A 14,023-nucleotide genomic window follows, 5' to 3' on the forward strand; every position below is an offset into this window, starting at 1 on the left:
CAGTATTACTTTTTGACGGAACCGCCATCGGCGCCGCGGAAATATCGGAAAAACTCGGTATTCGGGTCCAGCACCAGCAGGTCGCTGCGGCTGCGGAAGCTGCTGCGGTAGGCTTCCAGGCTACGGTAGAACTTGAAGAATTCCGGATTCTGGCCGAACGCCTCGGCATAGATCTGCGACGCCTTGGCATCGCCGTCACCACGGATCGACTCGGCATCGCGATAGGCTTCGGCAAGAATCACCGTGCGTTGACGGTCGGCATCGGCTCGAATCTTTTCCGATTCGGCAGCGCCCGTGGAACGCAGCTCGTTGGCCACCCGTGCACGCTCGGACTTCATGCGTTCATACACCGAGTTATTGATCTGCTCGACGTAATCGACCCGCTTCAGGCGCACGTCCAGGATCTCGCCGCCGATCTGCTTCGCCTCTTCCGACACCTTGTTGCGGATTGCGTCCATCACCTTGCCGCGCTCGCCGGAAATCACTTCACGCACCGTGCGCTTGGTGATTTCCTCGTTCAACGCCGCCTTGATGATCTGCGCCATCCGGTCCTGCGCCCTGCGCTCGTCGCCGCCAAAGCTGACGAAATACAGGCGCGGGTCGGTGATGCGGTATTTCACGAAGGCATCGACCAGGATGTTCTTCTTTTCAGCGGTAATGAAGCGGTCTGCTTCCGGCGTATCCAGGGTCAGGATGCGCTTGTCCAGGAACACCACATTCTGGAATGGCGGCGGCAGCTTGAAGTGCAGCCCCGGCTCATTGATGACCTTCTTGACCTCGCCCAGCGCAAAAACGATGGCGTACTGGCGCTGGTCAACGACGAACAGCGTGGAGAACAGAAGGAACAGGGCAACCAGGCCCAGCACCAGCATGGTAAAGGCGCGGCTCATCAGCGAGTCTCCCTGTCACGGCTCATGCGGCTTTCACGGCTGCGCGCGTCATTGGCGCGTGGCAGTTCGATTGTGGGCGCCGGTTCCACGGTCGGCGCAGGCGCCGCGCTTGGGGCCGGCGCAGGGGAACGTGCGGCGCCGTCGGCAGCCGCCTGGCTGATCAGCTTGTCCAGAGGCAAATACATCAGGTTATTGCTGGAACGGGAGTCAACCATGAGCTTTGTCGTGTTGGAAAAAATCTGTTGCATGACGTCGAGATACATCCTGTCGCGCGTGACGGCCGGCGCCTTCTGGTATTCGACCAGCACCTGCTTGAAGCGCGCCGCCTCGCCCTCAGCGTTGGCGATGATGCGGGCACGATATCCCTCGGATTCCTGCGCCAGCCGCGACGCCGCGCCGCGTGCCTTCGGCACCACGTCGTTGGCATAGGCCTGGCCTTCGTTCTTCAGGCGCTCGCGGTCCTGCCCTGCCTTGACCGCGTCGTCGAAGGCCGCCTGCACCTGCTCCGGCGGCTGCACGCCCTGCATGGTGACATTGGTGATCTGCACGCCGGCCTTGTAACGGTCAAGGATCTGCTGCATCAGCTGGCTGACCTCGAAGGCCACCTTTTCCCGGCCTTCATACAGCACGAAATCCATTTTGCTCTTGCCGACGATTTCGCGGATGGCGGTTTCAGCCACCTGCTTGACCGTCTCTTCCTGGTCGCGCAGGTTGAATACCCATTCGGAAGCGTTCTTGAGCTTGTATTGCACCGCAAACTGGATGTCGATGATGTTCTCGTCGTCGGTCAGCATCAGCGACTCGCGCGCCACCTTGTTGCGCACGCTGGAACGGTAACCCACTTCCACCGTGCGCACCGTCGATACGTTGACGATTTCGTGGCTCTGGATCGGCGACGGCCAGCGCCAGTTGAAACCGGCGGGAGTCATGTGGCTGTAGCGCCCGAAGGTCATCACGACGCCGGTCTGGCCCTCCTGAACGATGAAGAAACCGCTGATCAGCCAGAGGAAGAGAATGATGGCGCCAACGATGCCCGCGCCGATGCCGGCGCCGCGCATGTCGGGCCGGAAGCCATCGCCGCCACCGCCGCCGCTGCCGCCACCGCCGCGCCTGCCAAACAGGCGGTTGATGCGCTGGTTGAAGTCGCGCCAGAGTTGATCGAGGTCTGGCGGACCGTCGCTGGGACGCTTGTTGTCCTGGTTCTGGGGCGGCTCGTTGTTATCCGAGCCACGCCCCCAGCGCGGATCATTCAGCGAAAATTTAAGGCCGATCTTCTTCAATAAGGGTACAGGCATGCTGTCGCAATCCGGCTTAAAAGTTATAAATTTGTGTGCTGATCGGGCGCGCTGAATCGCACGTCTTCCTCATCGGACGACTGCTGCGCCCCGGCTTGCATGGCATGCTCGCCGACTGCGAATTCCCCTATCGCCTCCCGCAACAAGTCGATGCCGGCGCCGGTCTGGGCGCTGATGAAAACCCGGCGGATTTTATCATATTCATCACGTTCGACCGCCGGCTCCAGGCCAGCCGCGTCGATCTTGTTCCAGACCAGAATCTGGGGAATCCGGTCGGCGCCAATCTCGCGCAACACCGCGTTCACCTCTTCCACCTGCTCCAGCCGCGTCGGGCTGGAAGCATCCACCACGTGCAGCAGCAGGTCGGCGCGTATGGTTTCCTCCAGGGTGGCTCGGAAAGCCGCCACCAGCTGGTGCGGCAGTTCACGGATGAAGCCGACCGTGTCCGAGATCACGACGCTGCCCGCCTCGCCCAGATAGATCCGGCGCGAGGTGGTGTCCAGCGTGGCGAACAGCTGGTCGGCCGCATACACCTGGGCCTTGGTCATCGCATTGAACAGCGTCGACTTGCCGGCATTGGTATAACCCACCAGCGACACCGACAGCGTATTGCTGCGGCCGCGCGCCCGGCGCTGGGTTTCATGCTGACGCTGCAGCTTCTTCAGCTTGGCGCGCAGCGCCTTGACCCGCTCGCCGATCAGCCGGCGGTCGGTCTCGAGCTGGGTTTCGCCCGGACCACGCAAGCCGATACCGCCTTTTTGCCGCTCCAGGTGGGTCCAGCCGCGGATCAGGCGGGTGGCCAGATGCTGCAACTGGGCCAGTTCGACCTGCACCTTGCCCTCGTGGCTCTGGGCGCGCTGCGCAAAGATATCGAGGATGAGGCTGGTACGATCCACCACGCGCACCTTCAGCACCCGCTCGAGGTTACGCTGCTGGGCAGGCGACAGCGCATGGTTGAAGATAACGAGATCGAGGTTGCCGTCCTGGACGGCCTGGGCGATTTCCTGCGCCTTGCCCGAACCCACATACAGCGCGGGATCGGGACTGGCGCGCTTGCCTACGATGGTGAGCACCGGCTCGGCGCCCGCGGAACTGGATAACAGGCCGAGTTCTTCCAGGCTGGCGGCAAACTCCCCTTTGCCAAAATCAACGCCAACAAGTGCGGCACGCATGTCAGCAGCCATCCGCAGGACTGGCAGTATGCAAGGCGTTATTCAGCGTCGGACTCCAGGTTGAGGTTGACGGCACGTGCCGGCACGACGGTGGAAATGGCGTGTTTGTAGACCATCTGGGTTACGGTGTTGCGAAGCAGAACGACGTACTGGTCGAATGATTCGATGTGTCCCTGAAGTTTGATCCCGTTGACCAGGTAGATCGAAACGGGGACGTGCTCTTTGCGCAAGGCGTTGAGGAAGGGGTCTTGTAACAGTTGCCCTTTGTTGCTCATGAAAGCTCCATTGTGTTGTTGTGATGAGGAGTTGGAGGCAACTCGACCATATTCAAGTAGCGCGTTGCCGCGATGAATCCCGAATGTAATCGATTTCCCTGAGTATTGCCAAATCAATAGCGTTTTTAATCGGATTTCGCAAACGGATTTTTACCGGAACGCAGTTCTATACGCAGTGGAGTGCCGACCAGTGAAAAAGTTTCGCGGAAGTGCTTCTCCAGGTAGCGCTTGTAGTTTGCGTCAATCGCGTCGAGCGCATTGCCGTGGATGACGATGACGGGCGGATTCTGGCCGCCCTGGTGGGCATAACGCAGCTTGGGCCGGATCGAGCCCTTGCGGCGCGGCTGCTGGTGCTCGACCGCTTCCAGCAAGGCCCGGGTCAGCTTGGGCGTGGGCAGGTTGGCGGTGGCGGCGGCATAGGCGGCGTCCACCGACTTCATCATCTGCGCGATACCGGTCGACTTCAGCGCCGAAACAAAGTGAAACTTCGCGAAGGACAGGAAGGACAGCTTGCGGTCGAGATCCATCTTGATCTCGTCGCGGCGATCGCTGGTCAGGCCATCCCACTTGTTCACGCCCACCACCAGCGCCCTGCCGCTTTCGAGGATGAAGCCGGCGATGTGTGCGTCCTGCTCGGAAATGTCCTGTTGCGCATCCAGCAGCAGGATCACGACGTTGGCTTCGGAAATGGATTGCAGCGTTTTGACCACCGAGAATTTCTCGATCGCCTCGAACACCTTGCCGCGTTTCCTGATGCCGGCGGTGTCGATCAGCGAATAGCGGCGGCCATCGCGTTCGAACGGGATTTCGATCGAGTCGCGGGTGGTGCCCGGCATGTCGAAGGCGATGACCCGCTCCTCGCCAAGCAGGGTATTGACCAGCGTTGACTTGCCGACATTGGGGCGGCCGACGATGGCGATGCGGATGCCGCGGTCCTGCTCGTCCAGCAGTTCCTGCGGCGTCGTCTGCTGCGCAAAGGCCAGGTCCAGCGCCTCGTCCACCAGGTCCATTACGCCGTCGCCGTGCGCGGCGGAAATCACATAGGGATCGCCCAGGCCGAGTTCGTAGAATTCAGCGGTGACCGAAGTGTATTTCATGCCCTCGGACTTGTTCACCACCAGCATCACCTGCCGTCCGGAACGGCGCAGGAAGTCGGTAATGGTCTTGTCGTGCGGCGTCAGTCCCTGGCGGCCGTCGACGATGAACACCACGATGTCGGCCTCGGCGACCGCCTGCTTGGTCTGCTTGGCCATTTCATGCATGATGCCTTCCTTGGCCACCGGCTCGAAGCCGCCGGTGTCGATGACAAGAAAGGGACGTTCGCCGATGCGGCCTTCGCCGTAGTGCCGGTCCCGGGTCAGGCCCGGCAGGTCGGCAACCAGGGCATCACGCGAACGCGTCAGGCGATTGAAGAGCGTGGATTTGCCGACATTGGGTCGACCTACTAATGCGATAACCGGCTTCATGACTTTCTTACTCGGCCCTTAATGCGGCCACAGTTCCTGCTTGTGTTTGAAAAATGAGACTGCTGCCCGCCACGACCGGGGTGCCGATCACGCGGCTGCCGTCGCTGGCAACGCGCGCCATCAGCGCACCGTCCTCGGGCGACAGGAAATGCATGTAGCCCTGGTAATCGCCGACGGCGACCGTGCGGCCCAGCGCGACCGGGGTTGCCAGGCGGCGATTGGCGAGGCTGGTGTTGCGCCAGACGCTGACGCCGGCGTCGCGGGTCAGCGCACTGACGTTGCCACGGTCATCGGCGCCATAGACATACCGCTCGTCGGCGCCGAGGCCGACTTCACTGGAAAACTCCTTGGCCCAGCGAGTGGCGCCACTGGTCGCATCCACGCAACCGAGCCGGCCCTGATAGGCCACCGCGCATACCTCGCGGCCCAGCAGCAGCGGTATGCCCGACACGTCGGCGATACGCTCCAGTTCGGTGGCGCCGCGCGGGTCGCCGACCGCCACTTCCCAGCGCGGGCCGCCATTCGACAGCGACAGCGACACCAGGCGTCCGCCCGGGAGTCCGACATAAGCGGACTGGCTGTCAACCGCAATGCCGGGGGCGCTGCGCAGGGCCAGGGCTGGCGCATTGCGCTGCAGCTGCCATTTGCGGGTGCCGCTGTCGGCATCGAAAGCGACGATGCGGTTGTCGATGCTGCGCACGATCACCAGGCCCTGGGCGACTGCGGGCGCGCCCAGAATTTCGCTGGAGGCCTGGGCTTTCCAGCGCTGCTTGCCATCGGCGCTGAATGCCAGCACCACGCCGCCGGCCGCGCCGACCGCGATGGTGTCGGCACTGGCGCCGACGCCGGCGGTCAGCGGCATGCCGGCCTTGATGCGCCAGACCTGGCGGCCGGTATCGGCGTCCAGCCGCGCCAGCGTGCCGTCGGCGGCAGCAACATAGATGCTGTCGCCGCCCAGCGCCGGATTGAACAGTGCATTGCCGGCGCTGCCGACATTGACGCTCCACGCGGTCTTGACCGTCATGGACGGCTTGAAATCCACCAGCGCGGCGGGCGGATTGCGCGGCGTCGGCTTGCTGGCAAACGGGTTGAGGGATTGCAAGGTCGAGCAGCCGCCCAGCACGGCAAGTGCGATCGAGATGGAAACGGCCTTTGTTGCAATGTGCATTGTTTTCCCTTCTTTTTCTGGTTTTCCTGGCGTGGCCGGGATCAGGCCGCAGCCTTGGCGCCACCGATCGCGTCCAGTTTCAGCTGGATCAGCTGCCGGCCCGGGCTCTTCGCATCAGACTTCTGCAGGGCTTCCTGATAAGCGGCCCGCGCCTCGGCAACCTTGTTCTGCGCCATCAGCAGGTCGCCCCGGCGATCGGCCAGCGCGCCGGCAAAAGCGACGGGCACGTCGGCGGACAACACCTTCAGGCCTTCGTCGTAGGCTTTTTCATCCAGCAGCACGCCGGCCAGGCGGATGCGCGCCAGCGCACGGTATTCCTCGTCGCGTCCGCTGTCGACCACCCACTGCAGCTGCGCCTTGGCGCCGTTGAGGTCGTTGGCGTCGAATGCGGCCTTAGCGGCGGTCAGCGCGGCCATCTCGGCATACGCGGTGCGGCTGAACTTTTCGCGCATGTCGGCGGCGCCGCGCAGCACGCGGGCAGTGTCCTTGGCCGCGACGGCACGGTTGATTTCATCGTAGAGCTGGCCGGCCTGCGCTGCCTGGCTGCGCTGGTAGTAGTTCCAGCCGGACCAGGCTGCATAGGCGCCCAGTGCCGCAATCAGCAGCCAGGTGACCAGGTTGCCGTATTGCTTCCACCAGCTTTTGAGAGTCTCAATCTGTTCCTGTTCTTCAAGATCGTATGCCATGGCAAGCCCGCTTAATGTTGCTTAATGTTTGTAGTGGACATGACCGTCGTGGTCATGATCATGCTCGTGGTCGTGGCCGGCGCTGATGATTTCAGTCACCAGGTAATCGGCCACCTTGTCAAATTCGACGCTGCGCTGCTGGCTGCTCTCGCCTTCCGCGCCGCGCAATGTCTTGACGCTGGCGGTATGGCTGGCGACTTCGTCCTCGCCGATGATGACGGCAAAGGCCGCGCCGCTGGCGTCGGCCCGTTTCATCTGCGACTTGAAGCTGCCCGCGCCGGTGGCGGCGGCGCAGTGCAGCACCACATCCAGCCCGGCATCGCGCAGCCGCTCGCCCAGCACGAACGCCTGCAGCTGCGCTTCGCTGCCCTGGTGCACCAGGTAGACGTCGCACTGGTTGGGCGTGAACTGCTCGCCCGCCTCCTTCATCAGTTCAAGCAGGCGTTCCACGCCAATGGCGAAGCCGCAGGCCGGCGTCGGCTTGCCGCCAAACATTTCGACCAGCGGATCATAGCGACCGCCGCCGCAGACCGTGCCCTGCGAACCGAGTTGGTCGGTCACCCACTCGAACACCGTGCGGTTGTAGTAATCCATGCCCCGCACCAGCCGCGGATTGATGGTGAATGGGATATTGCTGTGGCGCAGAATGGTCTGTACGCCTTCGAAATGCGCCTTCGATTCCTCGCCCAGATAGTCCAGCAGCTTCGGCGCGGCATTCACCAGTTCCTGCATCGCCGGATTCTTGGTGTCAAGGATGCGCAGCGGATTGCTGTGCAGGCGGCGCTGGGCATCGGCGTCAAGCTGGTCGCGATGCGCCTCGAAGTAGGCGATCAGGTCGGCACGGTGCCGGCTGCGCTCCTCGGCGTCGCCGATCGAGTTGAGTTCCAGGCGGATGCTGTCGAGGCCAAGATCGTCCCAGAGACGCTGGCACAGCATGATCAGTTCGGCATCGATGTCCGGCCCGGCAAAGCCGATCGCTTCAGCGCCGACCTGGTGAAACTGGCGATAGCGGCCGCGCTGCGGACGCTCGTGGCGGAACATCGGGCCGGCATACCAGAGCCGTTTCGGGCCGTCGTAGGTCAGGTTGTGCTCCAGCGCCGCGCGCACCACGCCGGCGGTGCTTTCCGGCCGCAGCGTCAGCTGGTCGCCATTCATCGAATCGGTGAAGGAATACATTTCCTTCTCGACGATGTCGGTGACTGCGCCAAGGCCGCGGGCAAACAGCGGCGTCGGCTCGACGATGGGCGTGCGGATCTGCTGGAAGCCATAGCTCTTGAGCACGGTCTGCACCGTGTTCTCGAACAGTTCCCACAGCGGCGCATCGGCCGGCAGGATGTCGTTCATCCCTTTGACGCCGACGATTTTTTCGGTTTTTTTATTTTCTGACATGATCTCTACGACTCGTTTTCAACTTGGCTGGCCGCGTCGGCGGCCTGCGATGTACTGCCATTTCCATAGTGGCTGCGCACGTAATCCAGCACGATGGCCTGGAATTCCTCGGCGATGCGCTCGCCGCGCAGCGTGACGGTTTTCTTGCCATCGACAAAGACCGGCGCCGCCGGCGACTCGCCGGTGCCCGGCAGGCTAATGCCGATGTTGGCATGCTTGGACTCGCCCGGTCCGTTGACGATGCAGCCCATCACGGCCACATTCATTTCCTCGACGCCGGGGTACTGCGTCTTCCAGGCCGGCATCTGCTCGCGCAGGAAGGTCTGGATATCGTCCGCCAGTTCCTGGAACACGGTGGACGTGGTGCGGCCGCAGCCAGGACAGGCGATGACCATGGGCGTGAACTTGCGCAGGCCCATGGTCTGCAGGATTTCCTGTCCGACGATCACTTCCTTGGTACGGTCGCCGCCCGGTTCGGGGGTGAGCGAAATGCGGATGGTATCGCCTATGCCCTGCTGCAACAGCACCGACAGCGCCGCGGTGGAAGCCACGATGCCCTTGCTGCCCATGCCGGCTTCGGTCAGGCCCAGGTGCAGCGGGTAGTCGCAGCGACTGGCCAGTTCGCGATACACCGCGATCAGGTCCTGCACGCCAGACACCTTGCACGACAGGATGATGCGGTCGCCAGCCAGGCCCAGTTCCTCGGCGCGACGGGCGTTTTCGATTGCCGACGTCACCAGCGCCTCGTACATCACCGCCTGCGCCGACCATGGCTGGGCGCGCCGCGCATTCTCGTCCATGATGCGCGCCAGCAGCGACTGGTCCAGGCTGCCCCAGTTCACGCCGATGCGCACCGGCTTGTCATAGCGGCAGGCCACCTCGATCATCTGGGCGAACTGGCTGTCGCGCTTGGCGCCCTGCCCGACGTTGCCCGGATTGATCCGGTATTTCGACAGCGCCTGGGCGCATTCCGGGAAGTCATTGAGCAGGGTGTGGCCGTTGTAATGGAAGTCGCCGACCAGCGGCACGTCGATGCCCATGCGGTCCAGCTGCTCGCGTATCGCCGGCACGGCGGCGGCGGCCTCGGGATTGTTGACGGTGATGCGCACCATCTCGGAGCCGGCACGCGCCAGTTCCTTGACCTGGATCGCGGTGCCAATGGCATCGGCCGTGTCGGTATTGGTCATCGACTGCACCACCACCGGCGCATTGCCGCCGATGATGATTTCCCGGCTGCCATGGCGCACCACCGCGCGCCGCGTGGCGTGGCGCGGGGACGGGCCCGATGCCGCGGCCTGGCTTGCTTGATTCATGGCGAATTTCCTTCCTTGTATGACGTGGCCTTGGCTTGGCGGGGAAGCAATCAGGGATGCTCTGCTGCCCGCCTGCCTGCCGCGCTCGGTGTTATTTCACGGTGAGGCGGGCAACGTTGTTGCGTGTCGTGCCAGCCAGGTTCAGCGGCTCGCCGCGCACGCTGGCCTCGACGCCCCGGGCATTGCCCACGGTCAGGGACAGCGGACCAGCCAGCTCGAAGGATTCGGTCGTGCCGGCACGCATCACGCGCGCCACCACGGTGCTGTTGTCCGCCCGCTTTACTTCAACCCAGGAATCCTGCCTGAAATTGAGCACCAGCGCGCTGCTGGCTGGCGTTGCAACGGCCAGGGGCGCTTGCGCGGCCGGCGCCGGCGTTGCCGGCTCGGGCGGCGGGGCTGCCGGGACCGGCGTCGGCGCAGCCTGCTGTGCCGGGGCCGAATCGGCATGCGACAGCGGCGGCGTCACGTCCGTTTCCACCACGCGGCCCGGCTTGTCGGCGGCAACCGTCGGCGCTGCCTCCTTGTTCAGGCGCTCGGCCACCGACGGCGGCATCAGTTCAGCCAAACGGTCGCGCTGACTGATCAGGGCAGCCGCGGCAAAGGCCAGCACGACCACGCCGCCCACCATCAACAATTTGCCTGGGCCACGCTGCCGACGGTGTGAAGCGGCGCGGTGCGGCGTGAAGGTGGCGGTCGGGATCGCCCGGCGCAGGGGAATCGCCTGTTCCGCCACGCCGGGGATCTGGGCAATCTGCGCCAGCATGGGCGTCGCGTCGAGCTGGAGCAGCTTGGCATAGGCGCGAATGAATCCGCGTGCCACCGCCATACCCGGCAGCGCGCCGTAATCGTCGGTTTCCATCGCGAGTATCTGGCGCGGCGCCAGGTTGAGCTGCCGGGCCACCTGGTCGACGGTCCAGTTGAATTGCTGACGCCGCATGGCCAGTTGCATGCCTGGCGTTGGCTGTCCGTGTTCCGCCGGCGTCTGCTGGCTGGCGTGTTCAGTCGGTTCAGTCATGGAAAAATCACTCATCGTATGCCCCGCGCGTCAGGGCGGCATATTCACGCGAATCCGGAAAGCGGCGGCGCAGCTGGTTCGACAGCGAGGATTCGGCGTCCCGGTCGCCGAGCTTGCGCTCGACCCTGATTGCCATCCAGAGCGCGGCGGCGTTGCTTTGCTCTGCGCGCAACAGGCGGCTGACGTAAAAACGCGCGCGCTGATAGTCGCCGCGGTCGTAGTAAAGCCGGGCCAGGTTCAGGTTCGCATCCGGATTGCCGGGATCGGCCTGGAAAGCCTGGTTGAAATAGCGCTCCGCTGCCGCCGCGTCCTTGAGCCGCAGGCTGCAGACGCCGGCATTGTTCAACGCCTTGGCGGGCGAAGTGTAGCTGCGGTTCTTCAGCGCGCTTTCGAAATAAGCCAGCGATTCCGTTGCACGACCGTTTTCGCACAGGAACCACCCATAGTTGTTGGCAAAGTCCGGGTTGCCGGGCGCCAGCTTCATCGCCCGCTGGAAGCTGTCTTCCGCCAACTGGGTTTCATGCATGTCCATGTAGATCAGCGCGCGCACGCTGTAGGCATCCGCCAGCGCCGGATTGATCTGGATTGCCTGCTTGATCTCGTCCAGCGCAGTGGCGAGCTGGCCCTGGCCATAGTAGCCGACCGCAAGCTGCAGCCGGATCTGGGCGCGACGCTCGATGTCAGTCTGATCGACGCTGGTACGCAGGTCCTGCGGCGCCGGCGCCTGGCCGACGCCCGCGCACGCGCCGAGCAACAGAAGGGAAAACGCTACGCCTGACCAGCCGTCCAGGCCAGCCTTCACGAAGATATCTCCACGATGCGGCCGAAATCCTTGCCGAACTTCTGCTGGTACTCCGCCATCTTCTGCATCCGTTCCTGCACCCGGGTACGGTCCTGGACTTCACCCGCCAGCTGGCCGCAGGCGGCATCGATATCGTCACCGCGGGTCTTGCGGATGGTAGTGACGATGCCGGCATCCATCAGCACCTTGGCGAACGCCTTGATGCGCACATTGTTGGAGCGTTTCAGGCCCGATTCGGGGAAGGGATTGAAGGGGATCAGGTTGAACTTGCACGGCACCGGGTTATCGCCTTGCTGCACCAGCGCGATCAATTCACGGGCATGCTGGTCGGTGTCGTTGACGCCATCCAGCATGCAGTATTCGAAGGTAATGAAGTCGCGCGGCGCGAACGCCAGATAGCGACGGCAGGCCGCCATCAGGTCACGCAGCGGATATTTCTTGTTCAGCGGCACCAGTCCGTCGCGCAGCGCATCGTTGGATGCATGCAGCGATACGGCCAGCGCCACCGGGCATTCCTGGGAAAGCTTGTCCATCATCGGCACCACGCCACTAGTCGACACGGTGACCCGCCGGCGCGACAGGCCGTAGGCATTGTCGTCCAGCATCAGCTTCAATGCCGTGACGGTGGGCTCGAAATTGAGCAACGGCTCACCCATGCCCATCATCACGACATTGGTGATCTGGCGCTCGCCCTTCGGCCCGGGCTCGATACCCTTGGCGCGACGCAGCGCAAATTCAGCCATCCAGAGCTGGCCAATGATCTCGCCCACCGTTAGGTTGCGCGAGAAGCCCTGCTTGCCGGTCGAACAGAAACGGCAGTTGACCGCGCAACCAGCCTGGGTGGAGATGCACAGGGTGCCGCGATTTTCCTCTGGAATGAAAACGGTTTCGACCGCATTGCCCTGTCCGACGTCGAGCAGCCACTTGCGGGTGCCGTCGCTGGAGGTGTGGTCGCTGATCACGGACGGCGCCGCGATGAAGGCGCGCGTGGCCAGCTTGTCACGCAGGGACTTGGCAAGATCCGTCATCGCATCGAAGTCGCTGGCGCCAAACTGGTGTATCCAGCGCAGCAATTGCTTGGCGCGAAACGGCTTCTCACCCAGCTCGGCGCAATAAGCGACGAGTTGCGCGGGATCCTTGTCCAGCAGATTGGTGAGGTGCGTCATCACTAGCATTCCAGAGGAATGGCGCCGCCTGAATGGCGGCGCCGGTTGAACGAATTAACGGGAGTAGACGTTCAAGGTGGGGAAGAAGTAGGCGATTTCAACGGCAGCGGTTTCGGCCGCGTCGGAGCCGTGAACGGCGTTTGCGTCGATGGAATCGGCGAAATCGGCGCGGATCGTGCCCTTGTCAGCCTTCTTCGGATCGGTGGCGCCCATCAGGTCGCGGTTCTTGGCAATTGCGCCTTCGCCTTCCAGCGCCTGCACCATCACCGGGCCGGAGATCATGAAATCGACCAGGTCCTTGAAGAAGGGACGCTCGCGGTGCACCGCGTAGAAGCCTTCAGCTTCGGCACGCGACAGATGCATCATGCGGGCGGCGACCACTTTCAGACCCGCGTTCTCGAAACGGGTGTAGATCTGGCCAATAACGTTTTTAGCGACTGCGTCCGGTTTGATGATCGACAGGGTGCGCTCAATTGCCATAGTTGAAAACTCCAATGAAAATAATGGGTTAAAGATCAGGGGAAGGAATAGGATTAGCCGGTGATTTTACCACGAATGCTCTACCGCACAGAAGAAGCGAGCTTGCCGCCGTCAGGAATGGACCGGGAGGGAACTTCAAATGAAGCGTGGTATGCTTTCCGGGTACTTACCTGCATTGCTCACATACGGAGAAAACAGCATGGATACCAGATTGCAATCGACTTTCGGCGGCGCCGGCGAAGCTCTGGCAAGCCGCCACCGCGTCCTGCGCAACACCTACTGGCTGCTTGCGCTGTCAATGATTCCCACGGTGCTGGGCGCCTGGCTGGGCGTGCAGATGAAGTTCACTTTCTTTGCCGGCAGCCCGATGATCGGCTTCATGGTGTTTCTCGCCATTGCCTTCGGATTTTTCTACGCCATCGAAAAAACCAAGCACAGCGCCGCCGGCGTGGCGGTCCTGCTGGGCTTCACCTTTTTCATGGGCCTGATGCTATCTCGGCTGATCGGCCACACCCTCGGCTACAGCAATGGCGGTACGCTGGTAATGACGGCATTTGGCGGTACGGCGGCGATTTTCGGCGTGATGGCAACCGTCGCCACCGTGTCCAAGCGCGACTTTTCCGGCATGGGCAAATGGCTGTTCGCCGGCGTGCTGGTGATCCTCGCCGCTGCCGTGCTGAACATCTTCCTGCAGTTGCCAGCGCTGTATCTCGCGGTGTCGGTCCTGGCGATCGGCATCTTTTCCGCATACATCCTGTATGACGTGCAGCAAGTGATCAACGGCGGCGAGACCAACTACATTTCCGCCACGCTGGCCATTTATCTCGACCTCTACAATGTGTTCGCCAACCTGCTGGCCCTGCTCGGCTTTCTGGGCGGCAATCGCGACTGACGGGCTTTCCGCCA

General features: G+C 62.9%; 14 protein-coding genes. 1 reads left to right on the forward strand and 13 read right to left on the reverse strand.

Features of this window, described 5'->3' with window-relative positions; translation table 11 throughout:
* Positions 1-5: 5 nt before the first annotated feature.
* The 13 genes from hflC to ndk all read right to left on the reverse strand — a co-directional run bounded on the left by hflC (position 6) and on the right by ndk (position 13,117).
* A complete protein-coding gene (gene hflC / locus ABC383_RS06900) occupies positions 6-890 on the reverse strand; it encodes a protease modulator HflC (protein ID WP_413012619.1) in 885 nt (294 codons plus the stop codon).
* A complete protein-coding gene (gene hflK / locus ABC383_RS06905; RefSeq protein WP_413012620.1) occupies positions 890-2,185 on the reverse strand; it encodes an FtsH protease activity modulator HflK in 1,296 nt (431 codons plus the stop codon). The genes hflC and hflK overlap by 1 nt, the downstream gene beginning before the upstream one ends.
* A gap of 23 nt (positions 2,186-2,208) precedes the next feature.
* Positions 2,209-3,357, reverse strand: coding sequence for a GTPase HflX (gene hflX / locus ABC383_RS06910; RefSeq protein WP_413012621.1), 1,149 nt, complete (start codon positions 3,355-3,357; stop codon positions 2,209-2,211).
* 38 nt (positions 3,358-3,395) lie between these two features.
* Entirely contained in the window at positions 3,396-3,632 is a 237-nt protein-coding gene (gene hfq / locus ABC383_RS06915) for an RNA chaperone Hfq (protein ID WP_136418236.1), read from the reverse strand.
* Between the two features lie 125 nt (positions 3,633-3,757).
* Complete coding sequence (gene der, locus ABC383_RS06920) at positions 3,758-5,098, reverse strand: ribosome biogenesis GTPase Der (protein WP_413012622.1); 1,341 nt, start codon at positions 5,096-5,098, stop codon at positions 3,758-3,760.
* A 7-nt stretch (positions 5,099-5,105) separates the two neighbouring features.
* Positions 5,106-6,266 carry an outer membrane protein assembly factor BamB gene (gene bamB / locus ABC383_RS06925; RefSeq protein ID WP_413012623.1) on the reverse strand — a complete coding sequence of 387 codons (1,161 nt, stop codon included), beginning with the start codon at positions 6,264-6,266 and terminating at the stop codon, positions 5,106-5,108.
* A gap of 41 nt (positions 6,267-6,307) precedes the next feature.
* A complete protein-coding gene (locus ABC383_RS06930) occupies positions 6,308-6,952 on the reverse strand; it encodes a YfgM family protein (protein ID WP_413012624.1) in 645 nt (214 codons plus the stop codon).
* A gap of 21 nt (positions 6,953-6,973) precedes the next feature.
* Entirely contained in the window at positions 6,974-8,341 is a 1,368-nt protein-coding gene (gene hisS / locus ABC383_RS06935; RefSeq protein WP_413012625.1) for a histidine--tRNA ligase, read from the reverse strand.
* 5 nt (positions 8,342-8,346) lie between these two features.
* On the reverse strand, positions 8,347-9,654 hold the full coding sequence (ispG, locus tag ABC383_RS06940; protein ID WP_413012626.1) for a flavodoxin-dependent (E)-4-hydroxy-3-methylbut-2-enyl-diphosphate synthase: 1,308 nt from the start codon (positions 9,652-9,654) through the stop codon (positions 8,347-8,349).
* Between the two features lie 91 nt (positions 9,655-9,745).
* Positions 9,746-10,669, reverse strand: coding sequence for a RodZ domain-containing protein (locus ABC383_RS06945; protein ID WP_413012627.1), 924 nt, complete (start codon positions 10,667-10,669; stop codon positions 9,746-9,748).
* 7 nt (positions 10,670-10,676) lie between these two features.
* The gene (pilW, locus tag ABC383_RS06950) at positions 10,677-11,471 is read right to left on the reverse strand and encodes a type IV pilus biogenesis/stability protein PilW (RefSeq protein ID WP_413012628.1); all 795 of its coding nucleotides are present in this window, start codon (positions 11,469-11,471) and stop codon (positions 10,677-10,679) included.
* Positions 11,468-12,640, reverse strand: a complete 1,173-nt coding sequence (gene rlmN / locus ABC383_RS06955; protein ID WP_413012629.1) for a dual-specificity RNA methyltransferase RlmN — start codon at positions 12,638-12,640, stop codon at positions 11,468-11,470. Before rlmN ends, pilW begins: the two co-directional genes overlap by 4 nt.
* Before the next feature lie 51 nt (positions 12,641-12,691).
* Entirely contained in the window at positions 12,692-13,117 is a 426-nt protein-coding gene (gene ndk, locus ABC383_RS06960) for a nucleoside-diphosphate kinase (protein WP_194714824.1), read from the reverse strand.
* Between the two features lie 199 nt (positions 13,118-13,316).
* On the opposite strand from ndk, the gene ABC383_RS06965 reads away from it, so the two are divergent.
* Positions 13,317-14,009 carry a Bax inhibitor-1/YccA family protein gene (locus ABC383_RS06965; RefSeq protein ID WP_413012630.1) on the forward strand — a complete coding sequence of 231 codons (693 nt, stop codon included), beginning with the start codon at positions 13,317-13,319 and terminating at the stop codon, positions 14,007-14,009.
* Positions 14,010-14,023 lie beyond the last annotated feature (14 nt).

Source organism: Noviherbaspirillum phoenicis (genome assembly GCF_047237965.1).
GTDB lineage: Bacteria > Pseudomonadota > Gammaproteobacteria > Burkholderiales > Burkholderiaceae_D > Noviherbaspirillum_A.